The 22,346-nt window shown below is 57.6% G+C and carries 15 protein-coding genes and 1 tRNA gene; 1 reads left to right on the forward strand and 15 read right to left on the reverse strand.

The genetic code is table 11. The features are described 5' to 3' along the window. Positions 1-31: 31 nt before the first annotated feature. From MLD04_RS16155 to MLD04_RS16215, 13 genes are all read right to left on the reverse strand, one after another. Positions 32-2,632 (reverse strand): TRAP transporter permease, encoded by a 2,601-nt coding sequence (locus tag MLD04_RS16155; protein ID WP_248160471.1) that lies wholly within the window; start codon positions 2,630-2,632, stop codon positions 32-34. An 87-nt stretch (positions 2,633-2,719) separates the two neighbouring features. After that, positions 2,720-3,700 carry a TAXI family TRAP transporter solute-binding subunit gene (locus tag MLD04_RS16160; RefSeq protein WP_248160472.1) on the reverse strand — a complete coding sequence of 327 codons (981 nt, stop codon included), beginning with the start codon at positions 3,698-3,700 and terminating at the stop codon, positions 2,720-2,722. A gap of 191 nt (positions 3,701-3,891) precedes the next feature. Continuing rightward, positions 3,892-6,276 (reverse strand): efflux RND transporter permease subunit, encoded by a 2,385-nt coding sequence (locus MLD04_RS16165; protein WP_248160473.1) that lies wholly within the window; start codon positions 6,274-6,276, stop codon positions 3,892-3,894. A gap of 46 nt (positions 6,277-6,322) precedes the next feature. Then, a complete protein-coding gene (locus tag MLD04_RS16170; RefSeq protein WP_248160474.1) occupies positions 6,323-7,468 on the reverse strand; it encodes a WD40/YVTN/BNR-like repeat-containing protein in 1,146 nt (381 codons plus the stop codon). A gap of 145 nt (positions 7,469-7,613) precedes the next feature. After that, the gene (locus MLD04_RS16175; protein WP_248160475.1) at positions 7,614-9,002 is read right to left on the reverse strand and encodes a DUF1329 domain-containing protein; all 1,389 of its coding nucleotides are present in this window, start codon (positions 9,000-9,002) and stop codon (positions 7,614-7,616) included. Between the two features lie 185 nt (positions 9,003-9,187). After that, positions 9,188-11,830, reverse strand: a complete 2,643-nt coding sequence (gene pepN / locus MLD04_RS16180; protein WP_248160476.1) for an aminopeptidase N — start codon at positions 11,828-11,830, stop codon at positions 9,188-9,190. A gap of 21 nt (positions 11,831-11,851) precedes the next feature. Next, a complete protein-coding gene (locus MLD04_RS16185) occupies positions 11,852-12,691 on the reverse strand; it encodes a DUF2797 domain-containing protein (RefSeq protein WP_248160477.1) in 840 nt (279 codons plus the stop codon). Further along, a complete protein-coding gene (locus tag MLD04_RS16190; RefSeq protein WP_248160478.1) occupies positions 12,688-12,981 on the reverse strand; it encodes a YeaC family protein in 294 nt (97 codons plus the stop codon). The genes MLD04_RS16185 and MLD04_RS16190 overlap by 4 nt, the downstream gene beginning before the upstream one ends. A 165-nt stretch (positions 12,982-13,146) precedes the next feature. Beyond that, complete coding sequence (locus MLD04_RS16195) at positions 13,147-13,986, reverse strand: rhomboid family intramembrane serine protease (RefSeq protein ID WP_248160479.1); 840 nt, start codon at positions 13,984-13,986, stop codon at positions 13,147-13,149. A gap of 63 nt (positions 13,987-14,049) precedes the next feature. Then, positions 14,050-15,063 carry a metallophosphoesterase gene (locus tag MLD04_RS16200; protein WP_248160480.1) on the reverse strand — a complete coding sequence of 338 codons (1,014 nt, stop codon included), beginning with the start codon at positions 15,061-15,063 and terminating at the stop codon, positions 14,050-14,052. A gap of 2 nt (positions 15,064-15,065) precedes the next feature. Then, entirely contained in the window at positions 15,066-15,950 is an 885-nt protein-coding gene (locus MLD04_RS16205) for an NAD(+) kinase (RefSeq protein ID WP_008937674.1), read from the reverse strand. Between the two features lie 112 nt (positions 15,951-16,062). After that, a complete protein-coding gene (locus tag MLD04_RS16210; protein WP_248160481.1) occupies positions 16,063-17,316 on the reverse strand; it encodes a DNA repair protein in 1,254 nt (417 codons plus the stop codon). A 92-nt stretch (positions 17,317-17,408) separates the two neighbouring features. Further along, on the reverse strand, positions 17,409-19,472 hold the full coding sequence (locus MLD04_RS16215) for an NADPH-dependent 2,4-dienoyl-CoA reductase (protein WP_248160482.1): 2,064 nt from the start codon (positions 19,470-19,472) through the stop codon (positions 17,409-17,411). Positions 19,473-19,612: 140 nt separating this feature from the next. Between MLD04_RS16215 and MLD04_RS16220 the strand changes: the two genes are divergently transcribed. After that, the gene (locus MLD04_RS16220) at positions 19,613-20,716 is read left to right on the forward strand and encodes an AraC family transcriptional regulator (protein WP_248160483.1); all 1,104 of its coding nucleotides are present in this window, start codon (positions 19,613-19,615) and stop codon (positions 20,714-20,716) included. A gap of 159 nt (positions 20,717-20,875) precedes the next feature. Here MLD04_RS16220 and MLD04_RS16225 read toward each other — a convergent pair. Both MLD04_RS16225 and MLD04_RS16230 read right to left on the reverse strand, forming a co-directional pair. Next, a tRNA-Asp gene (locus MLD04_RS16225) sits at positions 20,876-20,952 on the reverse strand. Between the two features lie 154 nt (positions 20,953-21,106). Next, positions 21,107-22,111: an AraC family transcriptional regulator gene (locus tag MLD04_RS16230; RefSeq protein ID WP_248160484.1), complete on the reverse strand. Its 1,005-nt coding sequence runs from the start codon at positions 22,109-22,111 to the stop codon at positions 21,107-21,109. Positions 22,112-22,346: the final 235 nt, after the last annotated feature.

Below are 22,346 nucleotides of genomic sequence, written 5' to 3' on the forward strand. Positions count from 1 at the left end.
GTTTCACAGACAAAGATCGGTTATCACCGAATCATGCCGGTTCCGGTTCGGCTTCTTCCCGAGCCTTTCGCCGGAGCTGGCCGAAGGCCAGCAGACCAAGCAGCAAGAACGCCGGAATGAACATCAACTCCTTGGGCGGACGATCATTCGGAATTTCCAGTTCGTCGATTGTCCAGCCGTAACTGATGCCGGCTTTCTCCGCGACACTGCCAAAGTTTACGAAGTCGACGGCCATCACGTCGCCCTGACGGGACAATTCAAGACCCGCCTGGGCCAGGCGCTGTTCCGGGCTTTCAGCCTTCGGCAGGTTCAGACTGATCACCTTGGTGACCTCTTCACCCGAAATCGCCGTTCCCGATGCCCGCAGGTAGATCGGCTCGCCCGCCGGCACTTCATCGATCCGCTGGAAGATCTCCGTTGCCGGACGTTGATCCATGGCCGGGTATACCTGATCCCACCAGAAACCGGGGCGGAACAGAGTAAAGGTCACCAACAGAAGCAACACGACTTCCCACCAGCGGGTTCGGGTAAACCAGTACCCCTGGGTTGCGGCAGCAAAGACCAGCATCGCCGTGATGGCACTGAACACCGTCACAAGCAGGTCAAACCAACCGGTCAGACCCAGCAACAATAGCTGGTTATTGAAAATAAACATGAACGGCAGAATCGCGGTCCGGATGTCATAGATGAATCCCTGAACACCGGTCCGGATCGGATCGGCCCCCGATATCGCCGCCGCGGCATAGGCGGCAAGCCCGACCGGTGGCGTGTCGTCAGCCAATATACCGAAATAGAAAACGAACATGTGGACCGCAATCAGCGGCACCAGGAAGCCGTTTTCTGCACCGAGCGTCACGATAACCGGCGCCATCAGGGTGGACACAACGATGTAGTTTGCCGTGGTGGGCAGGCCCATACCGAGAATCAGGCTGATGATCGCGGTAAAGATCAGGATCAGCAGCAGGTTTCCGCCGGAAATGTACTCCACGAACTGAGTCATCACCAGGCCAATACCGGTGAGTGTCACGGTACCGACCACAATGCCCGCGGTCGCCGTGGCAACACCAATGCCGACCATGTTTCTTGCACCGGTCACCAGTGCGTCACCAAGTTCGACCACCCCACCGCGCAACAACTCGCCGACGTTACCGCTCTTTCTGAAGTAGGCCTTCAGCGGCTTCTGGGTCACCAGGATGAACATCATGAACACCGTTGACCAGAAGGCGGACAACTGCGGCGAGAAGCGTTCAACGGTCAGACACCAGACCAGAACCACCACCGGCAACAGATAGTACAACCCGGCCTTGAAGGTCTCGGCCAACGGCGGGAGTTCATTGATATCCGCATCGGGACCGTCTTCATCCAGGTCGGGGAACTTGCAGGAGTAGGCAACCAGTGCCAGGTAGATAACGCCGAGCAGCACCGTCAGGATCCAGGGTGCGGATTCTCCCAGCGCGCCTTTCAGCCAACCGACACCGTAGTAGACCACAAGCGTCAGGATGCTGAAGCCCAGAATAATGGTAACCCAGCTCAAAAGCCGCTGCGCCATGGTCGGCTTCACCTTTCGCTCGATTCCCTTCATGTTGAGCTTGCAGGCCTCAAGGTGGACCATGTAAAGCAGTGCAATATAAGAGATCAACGCAGGGAGGATGGCCGCCTTTACGACCTCCAGGTAAGGAATACCCACGTACTCGACCATCAGGAAAGCCGCGGCCCCCATGATGGGCGGTGTCAGCTGGCCATTCACAGAAGCAGCCACTTCCACGGCGCCGGCTTTGGTCGCCGGAAAACCCACGCGCTTCATCAGCGGGATGGTGAACGTACCCGTGGTCACCACGTTGGCAATGGACGAACCGGACACCACACCACTGAGACCACTGGACACCACCGCCGCTTTGGCCGGCCCGCCCCGCATGTGCCCCAGCATGGCATAGGCAATCTTGATGAAATAGCTGCCAGCGCCGGCTTTCTCCAGCATGGCGCCAAACAGAACAAACAGGAATACAAAACTGGTCGAAACGCCCAGGGCCACGCCAAATACGCCTTCGGTACCCAACCATTGATGTGAGGCCAGTTTACTGAGACTGACGCCGCCATGGGATATCACATCCGGCATGTAAGGGCCGGCCAGGGAGTAAAAGATGAACACAGCGGCCACGATGGTCAGTGCCAGTCCCAGGGCACGACGGGTCGCCTCAAGCAGCAACACCAGGCCCAACATGGCGACCACCATATCCGTCGTGGTCGGGGCGCCCGGACGCTGCGCCAGGTCACGATAGAAAATAAAAATATAGGAGGCCGCAAAGGCGGCTGCCAGCGCCAGCACCCAATCATAGATCGGGACATGATTGGCGTGCTTCCCCTTGAACATTGGGAAGGCGGCAAAGGCCAGGAAAATGGCAAAGGCCAAATGAATCGAACGTGCTTCCGTAGAATTGAACACGCCGATGTTGAAAATATAAGGAAGCGGTGACGCTATCCAAAGCTGAAAAAGAGACCAGAGCAAAGGAACGATAAAGAGAATGATGGCGGCCGGCCCAGTTGCGGCCCGTCCACCCGACTCGGTCTGGAGGAATTCCTCTAGTTTCTGCTTATCGACGGCATCCCCGGCTCTCGGGTCGCTATTTGTCATAGCCGGATCCTGTCAGAGGGAAATCGAAAAGGTCGGAAAAGGCCACAGGCGAGGTTGCCTGTGGCCACGTCATTTAGCTCAGCCGGATCACTTGATCAGGCCAACTTCCGTGTAGTACTTCAGGGCACCCGGGTGCAGAGGCGCACTCAGGCCATCGTGAACCATCTCTTCCTTCTTCAGGTTGGCAAACGCCGGATGCAGGCGCTTGAAGCTGTCGAAGTTCTCGAAGACGGCCTTGACCACTTCGTAGACCACGTCATCCGGGACGTCGGTGGAAGACACGAGAGTTGCACCCACACCAAAGGTAGTCACGTCCTCGTCAGTACCCCGGTACATGCCACCGGGGATGACGGCTTTCCGATAGTACGGGTTATCTTTGATCAGCTTCTTGGTTGCATCGTTGTCGACTTCAACGATAACGCTGTCGCATGAAGTAGTGGCTTCCTTGATGGCACCGGACGGGTGACCCACGGTGTAGAAGAAGGCATCAATGTTGCCGTCACACAGGGCCTGGGACTGCTCGGAGGCTTTCAGCTCAGCTGCCAGGGAGAACTTGTCCATGGTCCAGCCCATTTCATCCATCAGCACTTCGGCAGTGGCACGCTGGCCGGAGCCCGGGTTACCAACCGATACGCGCTTTCCGGCGAGATCTTCGAACTTCTTGACGCCGGAGGCCTTGCTGGCAACAACGGTGAACGGCTCCGGGTGAAGGGAGAACACTGCGCGCAGCTTCTTGTTGGGGCCGTCATCCTTGAACTGGCTGGTGCCGTTGTAGGCATGATACTGCCAGTCAGACTGGGCCACAGCCAGGTCGAGCTCGCCCTGACGGATGGCGTTCAGGTTATAGACAGAGCCACCGGTACTTTCAACAGAGCAACGGATACCATGCTCTTTCCGATCCATATTAACCAACCGGCAGATGGCACCACCGGCCGGATAGTAAACCCCGGTCACACCACCGGTACCAATGGTAATGAACTGCTGTTCCTGAGCCGAAACAGACGTGGAAGCACCAAGACTGACGGCCGCGGCCATCGCAAGAGCGGATACTTTGAGTTTCAGAGTCATGTAGCTTCTTCCTTTTTGTCAGGTATTTATAGTTAATATGACTGCCCGAATCGGGACGGGCGTCGATCGCGTCCTCTTTGAACATAGACCAGTTTATTGCATAAATAAAGCTGGCCCCTGTTCGCTAAACATTTGAACAAGCAATAAAAAAGCCCGCAAAGCGGGCTTTTCTACTGAATCGGGACGCAAGCTTATTTCGCTGCTCTCGCCTTCGCGACCATCCGGTCTGGCCGGAGAAGGAAGCGTGCCAGCGCAGGCAGCAGCCAGATTGCGCCGACCATGTTCCAGAGGAACATGAAGAAGAGCAGGAAACCCATGTCAGCCTGGAACTTGATCGGAGAGAAGATCCAGGTGACAACCCCGATACCCAGGGTCACACCGGTAAAGACAACCGCCTTACCTGTAGACCGCAAGGTTTCAAAATAAGCCTCCTGCAAAGTCTTACCTTCAATCAGGTATTTCTCAAGCTTGCTGTATATGTAAATACCGTAATCCACACCGATGCCGACCCCCAGTGCAATGACCGGAAGAGTCGCCACTTTGATGCCGATTCCGGACACCGCCATGATCGCCTCACACAGCACAGACGTGAGCCCCAGCGGAATAACGATACACAACACGGCGCGAATCGACCGGAACGTGACAAAGCACAGCAAACTCACCACGCCATAGACGAACATCAACATCCGGTCCTTGGCCTTCGAGATCACTTCGTTCGTGGCGGCTTCAACCCCCGCGTTACCCGCGGCGAGCAGGAAGGTATGCTCGTCGTTGTTATTCTCCTGGGCAAATGCCTCAACCTGCTTGACCACCGTTTTCAGGGTTTCCGCCTTGTGGTCTTCCAGGAACACCAGAAGCGGCGTCAGGCTGCAGTCGGTGTTGATCAGGCCGGAGGGTGCACTCCGTATCGATGCGTTGATGATGGTCTGGTTCCGTGAGATCGCATACCAGTTCCAGTTACCCTCGTTCAGCGCCTTGGTCACGATTTTCGAGACATCCGCCAGCGACGCCGTCGACTGGACGCCAGGCGTGTTCTGAAGCTCCCACTCCAGAGCATCCATGGCGCGCAACACCGAGTACTGGGTGCACTGCTCTGTGGGGGTCTTGACCATGACCACCATGACATCGGCACTGGTGGAATAGTTGTCAATGATGAACGCGTTGTCCTGATTGTACTGGGAGTCCTTGCGAAGCTCCGGAGCCCCCTTATCGAGGTCACCGACCTTGAGGTCCTGCTTGTAGTAGACACCCAGACCCAGACCAATGACCGCGATCAGCAGGGAAATGGGCGCCACACCCGGATGCGAGAAATACGAAAGCACCCGCCATTTCCTGTCCTTGTTGCTGTTTCGGTTCTGTACGTGATTGACACCACGCTTGGTGATACCGATGTACGACATGATCAGCACGTGCAGCACAAGGTTGGTGATGATGACGAACGCCACACCGATACCTGCCGCAACCGCCAGATCACGAATGACGTCGATCTGAATGAAGAACAGGGTCAGGAAACCGAAAGCGTCGGAAATCAGGGCCAGCATGCCCGGGATATACAGGGAGCGGAAGGCCAGCCGGGCGGACGTCACCGCATCGAATCCCTTGGAGGACTCAACCGCCATGGCGTTGACGATCTGGACACCGTGACTGATACCGATCGCAAAGACGAGGAACGGCACCAGGACGGAATAGGGATCCAGGCCGTAACCAAGGAGCCGGAGTGTTCCAAGCTGCCAGAATACCGCGATAATGGAAGTCACGACCGGTACCAGGGTGCCCGCAATACAACGGGAGTACCAGAACAGCAACAGGGTTGTGAGCACAATGGTGATGCCCGCAAACCAGGCGATCGAGCCAATGCCCTCGATCAGGTCACCGACTTTCTTGGCGAAGCCAACAATGTGGATTTCAACGTTCGGATTCTGCGCCTCGTATTTCTGACGCACTTTTTCTTCAAGCTGACGGGAGAACTCGGCATAGTCGAGGGGTTCGCCCGTTTCCGGATTCTTTTCGTACAGCGGTGCGTAAACAATGGTGGACTTGAAGTTATCCGACACCAGACGGCCGACTTCGCTGGAACGCAACACGTTCTGGCGCAGCTGCTCCAGACTCTGGTGGGAGCCGTCGTAGTTGTCCGGAATGACAGTACCACCCTGGAACCCCTGCTCTGTGACCTCCACCCAGCGAACGTTGGACGTCCAGAGGGATTTCAGGCCCGAGCGATCCACCCCGTTGAGGTAAAACACCTCGTCGGTGATCTGTTTCAGGGTTTCCATGTACTCCTTGTTGAAGATATCCCCCTGCTTCGCCTCGACGGCAATCCGGACAAAGTTCCCCAGATTCTCCAGGTCTTTCCGGTTATCCATCATGTTGACGATGTAGGGATGCTCCAGCGGGATCATCCGCTCGAAGCTCGCATCCGGCTGGATCTTGACGGCGTTGTACCCCAGGAACAGGGTCAGCAGAGCCAGCAAACCGAGGATGATCGCCCGGTTATTGAAGATGACGCGCTCGAGAAACGGCTCGGCCTTCGGCGTTGTGAGGTAGTGCTCGCCCTTATCGTGCTTAGGGTTGGACATTCAAAAGCCCCTCTATATTGAATTCTGTTATTGCCACATCAGGGCGTTATTGAAGTTTCTTGCCGTCAGCGTCGGTCCGCTTGGCACCATGTTCGCCCACGAGAAGCAGGTTGGTATCTGCCAGGGGAACAACTCCCATCAGCCCTTCGCGGTCTTCCAGAAGGCTTTCACGGAAGGTATCGCCGCTGTTTCCACTGGTGAGGACCGTACCCTCGTTACCTACGAGAACAATCCGGTCACCATCGGCGGCGCCGTCGTTCAGTGTTGCGGACGAACCGGTATTAACAATCGACCAGGACTTGCCGAGGTCCGAGGAAAACATCAGTGTGCCACGCAGACCGAACGCCAGGATCTCGTTCACCCGGCCAGTGCCCATCACACCAAAAAGTGAACCGGGATAGGGACTCTCCCGCTTCTCCCAGCTCTCGCCATTATCGACAGACACGAAAATCTGACCCGCCTCACCGACAATCACGAGCGCACCGCCCGCCACACTGGAGATGGCATTGAGGTGATAGCCCTGCGGGTTTTCCAGCTTTGGCGCCCAATCCTGCCAGGACTTACCGCCATCCACCGTGCGGTAAATCATGCCGTAGGCCCCAACCACAAAGCCGTGATTGGCGTTCTCGAACCAGACATCAAGAAACGGGTTGACGGGGCCGATGTCCAGATCGCTCTGCATGTTTTCCAACCGGAAGTTGAGGTCATCCAGCGCCCATTCGAGATCGGCCTTGTCGGCCTCGGGCGCCTCCTCGATCCGCTGTTCCATCTGGGCGATTTCATCTTCCTGGCTGGCAATGGCCAGCTTTGCCGCGCGAATACCGTCCAGCTGAAGCTCCCAGGTCGCACCGGAATCCCCGGAATGCAGCACGGCGCCGCTGTGGCCCACGGCCCAGAGATCCGTCTTGGCTCCAAAATCAACGCCCGTCAGGGTTACCGAGACCGGAACCTTCGCCTGGTTCCATGTCCGCCCCTGGTCGTCCGAGTAGATGATGTGCCCGCGTTCCCCCGCCGCCACGATACGGTCGCCAGAGCTGGCGACATCGTTCAACAGGCTCTCGGGAGCCAGGTCCGAGGGACGCGCCGGAGTCTCGAGCAGATCTCCCAGCGCCATAGCCATCGGGGATGCGCAGACCATGGAGAGCCCCAGGCACGCTGCACCGAGAGTTTTACGCACAAAGCTTGTAGCCATTCAGATTGCCTATTGGTTGTTATTACACGGTGTCTCTGACCGGCATTGCCGGCTTAAACAACACGCATGCCAGCAATCCCCCGATTGCCGGCATGCGTGTTGCCGCTGCCCCGAGGGGCCGTCTCACATCGAGCGACTTGACGTGTTAACGAACACTCCTGCGACGCAGGGAAGCCGGTGAGAAGTAACGCTTGTTCGGAATCTTGTCCGAGAAGACCCGGGTAGTCGGTTCTTCGGTATCCAGTCCCAGAACGTGATAACGACGTGCCTGTAGATCATGATAGACGTCCAGAACGGTCCAGACACCCGGCAGTTCGTAATAGTTCTTCGGCAGGCCCATGGTAACGCGCCAGAGGTTGCCCCGACTGTCGTACTGATCCACCAGGACCGCATTCCAGCTGTCTTCATCCACGTAGAAACGACGCTTGGAATAGATGTGACGCTCACCTTTCTTCAGGGTCGCTTCAACCACATGGACCCGATGCAGTTCCCAGCGCGTCAGGTCCGGGTTGATGTGGGAAATCCCGAGAATCTTGGAATAAGGCACCCCGGCCTCACCAATCCGGTAACAGTTGTACGGGATGTATATCTCGCGCTTGCCCAGGTACTTCCAGTTGTACTTGTCCAGAGCCCCGTTGAAGATGTCGGTGTCGTCAGCGGTACGCAGGTTGTCGGATGCCGCGATCGGGGAATCGTAGTTCAGGTTGGGCGCCCGGCGAACGCGCCGCTGGCCTGCGTTGTAGCCCCAGCCGTTACGCGGCTCGATAATCTGGTTCAGGGTTTCCTGGATCAGGATGGCACCACCGGCCAGACGGGGCGGTGACAGAGTGAACGACAGATAATAGAAGATGATGTTATCCAGGGTGCTTTCATCACCCTTCGGATTATAGAAGTTGAAGAACACTTCCTGCTGAGAGGTCACCAGCGAGTAGTCGCCGTCCTGCTGGACAGCCACTTCACTCGAACGACGGGTGACGTAAATCCCGCGCCAGCGGGTCAGGTGGTTCCACATGACCTGCCAGGCTTTTTCTTCATCATTCCCGCTCAGAATCGGGAACGGATAGCCACCATAGGCGCCCTTGATGCCGGCGCCCTCGCCCACCATTTCCGCAGACGTTGCGTTGTCCTTCACGTTCTTGGCAACCCAATCCGGGATCGCATGGCTACGGCGAGTCTTGTACACCGGCACCTTGAACGTGGTGGGATAGGTCTCGAACATGGCCTTCACGCCTTCGCTCAAATGATCACTGTACTGATCCATATTGGCGGCGGTGATGGTGAAGAGCACCTGATCGTCCGGGAACGGGTTGATGTGATGCTGCCCGCTCCCCTCGTAGCCAGGAGGCGGTTCGGTGAGTCCGCCATCCCAATCGGGAATGGTGCCTGATTTGTTACCGGCTTTCGGGGAGCCGAAAGGCGTCAGATCCTTTCCCAGGCGATCAGCCTGGCTTTGCGATACGGCGGCACTGGCGGGTGCAGCTGCCACGGACAGAGCCAGGAGGCTGCCGAACAACACATTTTTGTTATATCTCATGGTCTACCTAAATCCGTCTGGAAGCCTCTTAGGGGCTTTTTTATTGTGGTCTGATGGATACTATGACGTTCTTTTAGGTTAGCGGATCCGGCAACGAAGTCTATCGACCGAAAGTGCGATTTTGTATCAGGCTGTGACGGGGTCATCACCGCCACAGCCTGATATCGGAGGGAGGGAACAGCAGGTCAGTCTGCCAGGCTCTTGTGCACCACCTCGTACACGTCCCGGGACAGCCCTTCCTTGTCGCGGATGCGCTCCAGGGCGGCCCTCATGCTGGCACTGTAGGCAGGTGCAAATTTGCGCCAGCGAGTCAGTGGTGTCACCAGCCTGGCCGCAATCTGAGGGTTGCTGTCATCGAGACGGCAGACCTGTTCTGCCAGGAACTCATAGCCAGAACCGTCGGAGTGATGGAAGGCCGCCAGATTCTGCCCGGCGAACGCCCCCACAACGGAACGAACCTTGTTGGGATTTTTCCAGTCGAAGGCCGGGTGTGCCATCAACCGCCGGATGTGCGGCAACTGCCCCGCCCGATCGCTGGAAGCCTGCACCGAGAACCAGAGTTCGACCACCTGGGGGTCGTCCTGGAACTGCTCGTAGAACGTCTCCAGAGCTTCGGTCCGGTCGTCCTCGTAATCGGAATTGACCAGGGCCCGAAGCGCTCCCATTCGATCGGTCATGTTGTCGGCGTTACGGAACTGGCGAACCGCCAACTCACGGGCTTCTTCGTCGTTAATGGCCAACAACCAGGCCAAGGCCGTGTTGCGCAAACTGCGCCGGGCGACGGCCTCCGGGGTAACCTCGTAGGCGTCCGAGTCACCGTTCCTTCGGTAACAGGCCACCAGTTCGTCGCGAAGGGCAATCGCCAGATGCTTGAGTACACGCTCCCGCGCCTCATGGATAGCGGGCACGTCGGCGCTCTCGGACAGTTCGATCAGATAGGCCTCCGAGGGCAACTGCAGCATCTTGGCAACCAGCGCCTGATCCAGTTCGGAATCGGAGATCAGGTGCCTGTAGGCCGTCACCAGCCGCGGCTCCACGGGGGTGTCCTTGGGCTTGCCGACCAGAGACCGGATGACATCCACCGTCAGCCGCTGGCCCGCATCCCAGCGGTTGAACCCGTCGGGATCGTGGCTCATCAGGAACAGGAGCTGCTCCCGGGTCCACGGATATTGCACACGCACCGGCGCGGAGAAATGCCGCAGCAAGGAGGGTACCGGCCGCTCGTCCAGCCCATGGAACTCAAAGGTGTGTTCGGAGTCGGTCAGTTCCAGCACACGTTCATCCGGGGCATCCTGTTCATCCGGCGCCAGCCGCAGAGGCAAGGACTCGCCATGGCTACCGAGCAGACCCAGCGCGAACGGTATATGCTGGGGTTTCTTGTCGGTCTGACCCGGCGTATCGGGAATGTCCTGCCGGATGGTCAGCCGATAAATCCCCGCATCTTCATCAAACTCATCAGACACGCTCAGTACGGGCGTGCCGGCCTGCTCGTACCAGAGGCGGAACTGCCCCAGATCCCGACCGGACGCATCCTCCATCGCCCTGACAAAATCATCGGTGGTCACTGCCTGACCATCGTGACGCTCAAAATACAGATCGCTGCCCTTTCGGAACATCTCCGACCCGAGCAGGTTGTGGATCATACGAACTACTTCCGCGCCCTTCTCATAGATGGTCAGGGTGTAGAAGTTGGAAATTTCCATGTACGACGCGGGGCGCACCGGATGGGCCATGGGGCCGGCATCCTCGGCAAACTGCGCCGTCCTGAGCAGGGTCACATCCTCGATCCGCTTCACGGTGGGAGAGCCCATATCAGCTGAAAACTGGGAATCCCGGAAGACGGTAAAGCCTTCTTTAAGGCTCAGCTGGAACCAATCCCTGCAGGTGACCCGGTTTCCGGACCAGTTGTGGAAATACTCGTGGGCGACAATCGCCTCTATGCGCTGGAACGCCGCATCGGTGGCGGTCTCCTGGCTGGCCAGAACACAGGACGAGTTGAAGATGTTGAGGCCCTTGTTCTCCATGGCTCCCATATTGAAATCGTCCACGGCCACGATCATGAAAATGTCCAGATCGTATTCACGGCCATAGACCTCTTCATCCCAGCGCATGGAACGCTTGAGGGAATCCATGGCGTGTTCGCACTTTTCGGCATTCCGGGGTTCCACGTACATCCGCAGATCAATGTCACGGCCGGAACAGGTCCGGAAGGTATCCCGTTTCTCCACCAGGTCCCCGGCCACCAGGGCAAACAGATAACAGGGTTTGGGGAACGGGTCCTCCCAGGTGACAAAGTGCCGGTCACCCTCCAGGTCACCACGGTCCACATCGTTACCGTTGGACAGCAACACAGGGTATGCCGATCGATCCGCTTCGATGCGGGTACGGAACCGGGACATCACATCCGGACGGTCCGGGAAAAAGGTGATGCAGCGAAATCCCTCGGCTTCGCACTGGGTACAGAACATCCCCGAGGACTTGTACAGCCCCTCCAGCCGGGTGTTGTTCTGAGGTTCGATCCAGGTAACAACATCGAGCTTGAAGGCATCGGGCACACCGGCGATCACAAGCTGTTCGTCAGACAGTTCGTATTCCGACTCCTGCAATTCACGCCCATCGAGACTCACCGCCTGAAGCGAGAGGCTGTCGCCATCCAGTGCCAGTGCCGCATCGCTCCGTCCGGATTCCGGATTGCGACGGATGGACAGGGTACTGTGAACCCGGGCGCCGTCCTCGAACAGCTCGAATCTGAGGTCCACGTGATCAACCAGATACGCAGGAACCGTGTAGTCACTCAGGTAAATGGTTTGGGGCTGGTTACTACGCATGACAATCTCCAAAAATTCGGTTCATCGGGCATCCACGCGGAAGCGAACCTCATACCCGGTGAACTTCCGGATATTGATCACTCCGGTATCAAGAATCAGGTACTGACCCTTGATGCCCTCCAACACGCCGTCCACGTGTGGTTCTTTGTCCAGATTATGGGTTTTGACCTTTTCGGGCCAGACGCTGACAGGATAGCTGAGACCCAGTCCATCCTCGTCCACCTGCCAGACTGCATCGGCACCGTGGCTTTCACGGATGGCCTCAATGTCCGGCGCGATAACCTCAAGCATCCTCTGCTTTTCGGCGACCAGATCCAGTTCCGGGACATCGCCCTTGAGCATGGCCCGCCAATTGGTACGATCCGCCACATGCTGCTTGCAGGCCACCTCAACCAGGCCGGCGATGTAGCGCGTTTTCACTCTCAGCAGCGGAATGGCCTCAACCGCGCCCTGATCGATCCAGCGTGTCGGGATCTGGGTTGCACGGGTGATGCCGACCTTGAGACCGGAGGAATTCGCGAGATACACCACATGCTCCACCATGCAGTGGGTTTCGCCCCACTCCGGCTCGCGACAGGTACCCAGGTGATAGTGGCACTTTTCAGGACTCATGATGCAACTGTCACAGGCCGCCAGCTTCCGGAAACAGGGGTAACAATACCCCTGATTAAAGCTCTTTTTGGTTTTCCGGTCACAGTGTATGCAACGGATCACACCCTCAAAGTCGATCTGAAGCGGACGCCCAATCAGTTCATTGAGAAGAATGCGATCATCACCGACAGCGATCGTATAGGTGACCGGATCCCCTGCTTCTGCCGGCATCTTGCGCAGACGACCGGTGACATCGACGCCGCCCGTCAAGACTTGACCTCGACAAACTGATCGGGATCCACATCCGGCCGATCACCCTGACGGAATTGCACCGACGGATCGCAAGCCGTACCGGCTTTGGCTCCCCGGTCCAGGTAGCCGACACGCTCTTCCTCGGGGATGTTATGCCGGTTTTCGTAGTAGATGACCGCCTCAAGGCTGATTTCACGCTGTTCAGCGGTCATTTTTCGGCCATCCGGCCATTTGCCAAGCTCAATCGCCTGACGGAGATTCCGGTAGACGGTCGGATCCAACCGCTCGATAAGCTGCTCGTAAGTCATTCCGCTCTCCTGAACTCACTCAAAGAAAATTAACGGAATCGTTTGACACCCTCAAACGATAATGATTATCATTAACCCACCAAATGACGACGGTCGTATCATTTGGTCTCTCTCATCAGGAGCTAAATGCTCTCTTCAACCCCCGCCCCTGGCGGGGGTCTTTTTTTACTGTTTCGTTCTTGCAGGCAACACCAGCGCGCAGAGCAAACCGGCGACAAAGCCCCCCAGGTGAGCCTCGTTGGCCATCCGCCCCAATCCCAGCATTTCCGTCAAAGGTGTAAACCCGAGCACCATCCAGACGACGGCAAAAGTCACCAGTGCCGGAGGAAACTGAAATCGGGGTGCCCTCTGCTGTGCGAGCCAGCAATAGCCCAGCATCCCGTAAACCACGCCGGAAAGACCACCAAAAAGCGGTCCCGACACGAAAAACTGCAACCCATTCGACAACAGACTGGTCACCACAAACAGAATGGCAAGCCGGCCACGTCCATCGAACCATTCAATCTGGCTACCGAGAAACCACAGCATCACCGAGTTGAACACAATATGCGTCCAGCTGAAATGCAGGAAATCCGGGGTGATCACTCGCCAGACCTGACCGCTTGCCAGGGTTTGCAGCAATGCCTGGAGCCGGCCATCAAAACTGCTCCAGTCATACATGCGGGGATCAATGATCAACAGGGAGGCCGACAACGGGTTGGACCCCATGTCGGTCAATAACACCATCAACACGGCAAAAACGATCACCCCCAGAATCATGGGAGCATGCCGGGGAGAGGGCTGCCAGCGACCGGCCACGAAAACCGGCGAACGGTTCCGCTCTTCGACGGCCTTCCTCACGTCCGGCTCCGCCAGGAATCGCTCCAGTGCAGCGAGCACCGGTTGCGCATGATCCGGATTTTCCAGCCAGAGTACCTGCTGACCGCCCTCTTCGGTAATTCGATGACTGACCCCCTGATCTTTCAGCCAGCGGCTAAACTCGGCCAGGTTCACGGAGGTATCCAACTGCTTTATCCGATACAAGTGTTAACCTCACTGATAGGGCGTGGACCAACCGGAGGCGTCCGGTTAGCGTGCGACACTGTCTTCGCTGTTGGGATAGTCCGGCGCCTCCGGGCGCTCCACCTCTACCCAGACAAATTTGTCCGGGGAAAGTGCCTTTTCGCCGTCGAATCTGTAGGCCACCAGGCGTCCGTATTTGACGGCACTGAAATCGATGCAGGCAACGTTGGGTTTCAGCGGCGCAGGCTCACCGTCCATCCAGTAGTGTCCGACAAACACCGGCGGGGCATCGATCGGATAGCTGATCAGCTGCGCCCGTTCCCGATCGGTCAGAACCTGGCTGGCCACTTCCGGCGGCAGCGGATCGGGCTGGAACACCACATCGGCATAAGTACGCGGATTATCGGCCCAGAATTTGGTCCGGAAAAACTCCCGCACATAGCCGTCACGACCGGTAATGGACATTCCTTCGGGTAGCCGGAGATCCGTTCCACGCAACAGGGTATCCATTACCTGCCCGGCAAACGATTCGATCGCGGCCGATGCATGGAGAAAATCATCATCAATGTACGGTCCGCCCTGCAACGCCTTGAACTTCTCGATCAGGTCACCGTCCCAACAGGCGTGAACCACCCGGAAATCCTCTTCATCAATGAACAGGGGGATGGTGTAGAACCACTCCAGAAACTCATTCCACTCATGAGGGTACGCATCAAACTGTTCAAGGGTTTCCTTGATCAGACGATTGTGCCGCGGAGTGTGCTCCCGCAACCAGGTCTTACCGCTGCCAGCCCGCGCCCGGGTGCAGTAGCCCAGTGCGTTGTACTCGTGGTTGCCCATCACAATTCGCGCGGAGCCATGCTCGACCATATCGCGCACAAGATGAAGCGCTTCCCGGATCCGTGGCCCTCGGTCAATGATGTCGCCAATAAAGATGGCCTGTCTGGATGGGTGTCGGTAGACGCCGTTAACCTTGCGGTAACCCATTTGGTCGAGCAACCGCTCCAGGGTATGGGCACAGCCGTGAATATCCCCGATGATGTCGAAGCCGCGTGGTGCGGCGGATCGTTGTCCTGCCATGGTTAACTCGCTGCGATTTCACTTGCCCAGCCAAGCTTGTCGCGGCAGGTGGCATAGAAATTGTGGTCCGTTGGGTGAATGAGCCGGATCTTGAAGGGCTTTTTGATGATGCGAATGATGTCCCCTGGCGCACAGGAGATGTTCATCTGCCCGTCAAAACTGATCTGGGGATAGGTTTCGTTGGTTTCGCCAATCACCAGTTTGATCTCGCTTTTCCCGTCCACCACGATCGGCCGACTGCTGAGCGTGTGCGGAAACATGGGAACGAGCACAATGGCATCCAGCTTCGGATGCATGATCGGGCCGCCGGCAGACAACGAATAGGCCGTCGAACCGGTCGGTGTCGACACAATCAGACCGTCAGAGCGCTGGCTGTATACAAAATGGCCGTCAATAAAGAGATCGAAGCCGATCATCCGGGTGGACTTGCCCGGGTGCAGCACCACGTCATTGAGGGCACTGCCAAACCCGAGCGGCTGACCATTACGTTCGACGTGACCATCCAGCAAAAAGCGGGTTTCCTCAATGTACTCACCTTCCAGAACCTTTCCGAGGCGCTCCTCCAGGTCCGACGGCGAGATATCGGTGAGAAAGCCCAGACGGCCCCGATTGACACCCAACAACGGGATCTTGGACTTGGCTAACTCGCGGGCAGCGCCCAAAAGGCTGCCATCGCCGCCAACCACAATGACGAGGTCGCAGATTTCTCCCAGCAGTTTCTTGCTGGCCACCTGCAAACCGTGGCCCGGGATCATGCCCGCCGTGTCCTCTTCGAGAATGACCTGGTAGTTTTGGGCAAGCAGATATTGCTTGAGCTGGCGCAGGGTCTCCACCACCTTGACGCTGCCCATACGCCCAATGACGCCGATATTCCTGAATTGATCCATGAGGTTTCCTGTATTCACGGGATGCAACAGAGGCAGGCAAGGTCTGACCCCCTGTAACGATGGCGTACAGTGTAACGAAACTCGGCGGGATTCTGAAAAAAGCTTGGCGGGATCAGGCTTGATGCTTTTCGCATCGGTCATCTGTACCGGGTCTGAATTCCGACGGCTGACTGACCCTCATGATCGGCTCTTCGCAGACATTGCCATCGCTGTCCTGGTGACGGCACACCGGATTCTCGTAATGGTCCAGCCATTCCCGATAGGCCGGCTCATTGACACCGCAACGCTCTGCGGCATACGCCACCGGGTTCTCGAAGTAGGTTTCGATGTCATCGTACGGCAGCGTGACATGGCCAAGCCCTGGATGATACGCCACCAGGAAGACCGATTGTTTCTGCAGGTGGTCCAGAATGGAGTTCTCGGTTGGTTCGACATGCCGGAGTTCGTGGTTCTCCTGCTCCAGGGCAACAATCCGCTCGTCCCGCAGTTCCAGCTCACGCTGACGCCGATCGAGCTGGTCTCTTAGAAGCACCAGTTCCGCGTCGGCATTGGCGTCGTTTCTGGCCCGCTCGCCATCGACCCCTTCCAGACGCTCCTGCATCGACAGGTATTGTTCATTCCGTTCAGCAAGGCGCTTCTTCAGTTGTTCATTACTCAGCCGCTGGCGCTCGTATTTCTGTTCGAGCTCATTCAGTTCGCTGCGAAGGGCCTGCATTTCCAGCCGGTGTTCCCGCTGGATGTCTGACATGGAATCCCGGTGGACACTCTGCAGTGTCTTGATGCGCAGACGCTGTTCACGGATCAACTGGGCCAGGCGGGCACGGTCCCGCCCCTCTCCGTCCGATGCACCATCGGGTGCCCGGGACTCGGGGGCCGGAGCGGCATTCAGAACCGGTATATCCTCGTCAACCGGCTCGACTTTCCTGAACTTGAGGGAATTGGCTTCAACGGCTTTACGGATGGCCTGGAAGTGATTGTTGCCCGGCGTCATGTCGGGATCCCACAGTTCCTGGGCGAACTTTGGGTCGGGGCATTGGCTCCGGCAGACCAGACGAATGGGGCCAGCTCCCATATCCGGCCCCTTTGCGCCGCGCTTCGCCAGCTCTTCTATGGGAATGTTCCAGTTGGTATCCGCCCGCCCCTCTTCATCGAACCAGATGCGGAAAAACACCAGCGAACGGACCACCAGGTCGGTCCCGAGGTCTACGAGAACGGCCCGGACGTCCGTCTCCGCCAGATCAGACAGTCCCACGTACCCATCCAGGAAAGCCCCAAACTCCGAAGCCCGCATCTGTCGGGCAACGGTTCCTCCTTCCATAAAAAATACGGCTGAGTAGCCGTCGGATGCCGGTGCGGCAGATGCCATTCTTAAAACTCCGGGGTCAGGGATTGTCTGGCTTTACAATAGTCTAGCCAGACAATCCCCGATGGACAGCGAAAAACTGCAAAGTTTTGTGATCAGATTTCCGCTGCCAGACGACTGCCCTGGTTGATCGCCCGCTTGGCATCCAGTTCCGCCGCAACGTCGGCTCCGCCAATCAGGTGTACTGGCAGTCCAGCCGCCTCAACACCCTGTTGCAACTCACGGAGCGGTTCCTGGCCGGCACAGACGATGATCGTGTCAACGTCCAGAACCCGGTCCTCACCCTGCTCGGCACCCTTCGGCGTCACAGTGATGTGCAGGCCTTCATCATCGATTTTCCGGTAAGTGACACCCGGCACCATCTGCACCTGCCGGTTCTTCAGGGAGGTCCGATGGATCCAGCCGGTGGTCTTGCCCAGGTTCTTGCCGACTTTGGACGCTTTGCGCTGGAGCAGGTAAACCTGACGGGCCGGTTCGGGGACATCGGCCTCGACACCCTGGATTCCACCCCGGTGCTCGACGCTCAGATCAACACCCCACTCCTTCATGAACTCACCGGTATCCAGAGACGCCGACTTGCCCTGGTGAACGATGAACTCGGAGACATCAAAGCCAATCCCGCCGGCACCGATCACCGCCACCTTCTGACCAACCGGTTTGCGCTCAAGCAGCGCATCCAGATAGCCGATTACCTTGGGATGATCAATACCATCGATGTCGGGGGTACGGGGCTCAACACCGGTTGCCAGAACGACTTCATCAAAGCCACCAGCCTTCAGATCGTCCGCGCTTACCCGGGTGTTCAGCCGGATGTCCACGCCGTATTTCTCAAGCATCACCCGGTAGTACCGGAGGGTTTCGTAAAATTCTTCTTTCCCCGGAATCCGCTTGGCCACATTGAACTGCCCACCGATCTCGTTACCGGCGTCAAACAGGGTAACCTTGTGGCCACGCTCCGCGGCAACCGATGCGAACGCGAGGCCAGCCGGCCCGGCACCGACCACCGCAATGGACTTGGGCGCGGCTGTCTTAACATAGGTCAGCTCGGTCTCGTGACAGGCCCTCGGGTTGACCAGGCAAGAGGTCAGTTTGCCGCTGAAGGTATGATCCAGGCACGCCTGGTTACACCCGATACAGGTGTTGATTTCGTCGGCACGATCCTCTGCGGCTTTGAGTACCAGCTCCGCGTCGGCGAGGAACGGCCGGGCCATGGACACCATGTCGGCATCGCCCTCGGCCAGAACCTGCTCCGCGACATCAGGCATATTAATCCGGTTGGTGGTCACCAGCGGTATCGATACCTCTCCCTTGAGACGGGCTGTCACCTTGGTAAACGCGCCCCGTGGCACGGACGTGGCGATCGTGGGCACCCGCGCCTCGTGCCAGCCGATGCCGGTATTGATGATCGTCGCTCCGGCCTTCTCGATCTCCTTTGCCAGCAGTACGACTTCATCCCAGGTGCTGCCATCCTCAATCAGGTCAAGCATGGACAGACGATAGACAATGATGAAGTTTTCACCAACACGCTCGCGAACCCGACGCACGATTTCGATGGGCAGGCGAATCCGGTTTTCATAGCTTCCACCCCAGCGGTCCGTGCGCTGATTGGTATGCGTCACGATGAACTGGTTGATGAAGTAGCCCTCTGAGCCCATGATCTCTACGCCGTCGTAACCCGCTCGCTGGGCAAGCGCGGCACAGTTCACGTAGTCATCAATCTGCTTCTGGATACCGTCCTCGTCCAGCTCCCGGGGCTTGAAGGGGTTGATCGGCGCCTGAATGGCTGACGGAGCAACCAGCGCAGGAGAATAGGCGTAGCGACCGGCATGCAGGATCTGCATACAGATTTTGCCGTTGGCCTCATGGACCGCCTCGGTGATGACCTTGTGGCGATCAGATTCCTCCTCCGTCGTCATTTTCGCCGCATGCTGGAAGACCGCGCCTTCCTCATTCGGACCGATGCCACCCGTTACAATCAGCCCAGCCCCGCCGCGGGCACGCTCCGCATAGAACTCGGCCAGACGATTAAAACCGTTCTTGGCTTCCTCAAGCCCCGTATGCATGGAGCCCATCAGCGTCCGGTTGCGAAGCTTGGTGAAGCCCAGGTCCAGCGGCTCCAGAAGGTTGGGATACTTCTCTACACCAGGTGTAGCGCTCATGTTGATCTCCTCATCGGTTCGGGCGACGACACGCGCCTTTCGGTATGAGGGACAACTTAACGGGCGACCCGGCGCCACTCAATATCCAAACACAACTTTCTGTTATCCTAGGACAACACTGCCCATGAGATGGAAACAGGATGCCACGAAATCAGGACTCCAATAAGCGGAATGCCCTTGGCGACATCAGCATGCTCTACGTATCCGTGCTGTTGCGTGCGGCCGCGGCGGAAGGCGCCGATACCCCGGGACTGGCAACGCAGTTCGGTCTGGACGAAACCGGGCTCGCCTCACCGGAAGCGCGCATAAGTATTCCCCGGTTCATGCGCATGGGACACGCCGCCATCATGGATTGCGGAAATCCCGCCCTGGGTTTACGCATGGGCGCACTCAGCCGACCAGTGGACGCGGGCCTTGCAGGCATCGCAGCCGAAACCGCACCGACGGTGAGCCAGGCCCTGGCAACACTGACCCGCTATTCTCTGCTGACCAGCCAGAACAGCCGCGGACGCCCGTCCATCGAGCCGGAACGGCGCACCGTCCGGTTTTACTCCATACGGCCTTACAACCCATACAATTACTTCGTCGTGGATTCGGTGTTGGCCGCATGGACCCAAATGGCGCGAACGCTGACCGGCCGGTATGACCTTCTGGAAAAGGTTTGCATCGAATACCGTTCCAACGGACTGGATGATCTGTTTGAAAGCTGGTTCCGCTGCCCGGTCGAGTTCGGAGCAGACGAAAATAGCCTGACCTTCAAGGAGAGTGCCTGGCGCCAGCCAAGCATCCAGGCCCATCCAGCCATGCATGCACAGTTAGGCAGACTGTGTGAACAGGAACTCGAAAAAATCCGCAGGGGCTGGCAGATGTCGGATCGGGTACGCCACCTGATGACGCCCATGTTTCGGGGGGAAACACCATCGCTTGAAAGGGTCGCAGCGCACCTGGGCATGACGCCCTGGACCCTGCAGCGCCATCTGGCGACAGAGGGCACCGGTTTCCGTCAATTACTGGACAAGACCCGCCAGCAACTGGCCGAGGACTATCTCCGGGAAACCGAGAGTTCTTTGTCAGAAATCGCCTGGCTGCTCGGGTTTGCCAACCCTCCGGCCTTTCACAAGGCGTACCAGCGCTGGTTTGGAATCAGCCCCGGCGAAAGGCGCAAAGAACTCAGACAGAAAGGAAATGCCAACCTGCAATCCGAACAGACTCAAAGCTCGGTGGCGTCGTCAACAAAGTCCTGATCGTCGGCAAGGTCGTCAAAATAGGTTTCAAGCAGCTCTTCTTCGTATTCAGACATCGACTCTCTCTCGAACGGTACGTATGAGAGACAAAATAGAAGGTCTTTATGACAGTTTGGAGTCAGAATCGAACGGAACAGAGTGAAAACAAGGGGAGGAAAATGGCGGAGCGGACGGGACTCGAACCCGCGACCCCCGGCGTGACAGGCCGGTATTCTAACCAGCTGAACTACCGCTCCGCGTGGGTCACCACCGTGCGCTTCAACCTCGATCAAAAGCCTGATCTGTTAAAGGCTTAGCAGTCAGGGGTGTGACTGCTCGGTGACAACGAGGGCGCATTATATAGACGCCCTGAAACATGTCAACGGTTTTCCGAAAAAAACGGAAAACTTTTTACATGGCATCTACCATGGCGTCTTTGCCCTGGGCGGTCCGACGATATTCGATCGGCGTCATTCCGGACCAGCGTTTGAAAGCACGGTAGAAGGTACTCGGTTCCGAAAAGCCGGTCAGATAGACAATTTCATCAATCGACTCGTCCGTTGTCGCCAGAAGTTGCCGGGCCAGACGGTACCGGAATTCGGCAAGCACCTGATTGAAACTGGTTTCGGCCTCGGTCAATCGGGTCCGGAGGGTTCTGGGCTTGATACCGAGTCTTCCGGCAACCGCGTCCAGGGTCACTTCACCGCTATCCAGAAGCTCGGCAACGATACGTTCCACCTGCCCGACGATGTCCTTTTTCTCCAACCGGGCCACCTGCTCACTGGCAAACCGCTCATGGAGATCGAGCAACTCCGGTTCGGCGTGCGGAGAGGTATGCTGCAACAGGCTCACGGGGAAATAGAGGCGATTCTCCTCCGCATCAAAGACAACCTCGCAGCCGAACACTTCGGCGACGTGCTCCTGCCCCTGTTCCCGACTATGCTCGAACTCTACGCGCGACGGGTAGAACTGATCGTCGGTAATGGACCGGAAAAACGTGATCAGCCCAAGGGCAAAACACTCGTTGAAATGTTTGAGGCGACGGACATCGTCGCAGGCCGCATCCAGGACCATGCAGGCGTTGTCGCCCTCAATGAAGAAATCGGTATTGGCTGCATCGCTGAGCAGCCGCTGGTAATTCTGGGCTCGCCGCAACCCCTCTCCAAAGGTCGGACTGCTCAGAAACAGGTATTCGAGGACCTGCCCCTTGTAGGCGGGCAGGAGCTGCCCGAGATGAAGGCCTATATCCGGGTCACCGGACACATCCTCCAACGCCTGCCAGAAGTAAAGCTGCGCGCTATGCGGCGTTCGCAGCTGATCGGTGTATACATAGCTCTCATCCACGCCCAGGCGACTGAAGACGGCATCGGTATCAACACCCTTTTTCTTCATCGCCTCATAAATCAGGCGCAACATTACTCCCGCGTCACGAAGTTCCTGCATAAGATCCCGCTTTTTTTATTTATGGGTACTACTTTGACCCGCCGGACAACCAGCGGGGCGTGCCAAGCCAATGATCGAGCCAGTCGGGTTTGCCAGACTCAACCAGAGTGTAAAAAGCCGGAAAATCCCGGGCATAGCCTCTCTTTCCGGGGCCAGAGGCGATCTGTGTTAATAATAGAGCATATCAGGCGACAAGGAGACCTGCACC

The organism is Marinobacter koreensis (assembly GCF_023156285.1).
GTDB lineage: Bacteria > Pseudomonadota > Gammaproteobacteria > Pseudomonadales > Oleiphilaceae > Marinobacter > Marinobacter koreensis.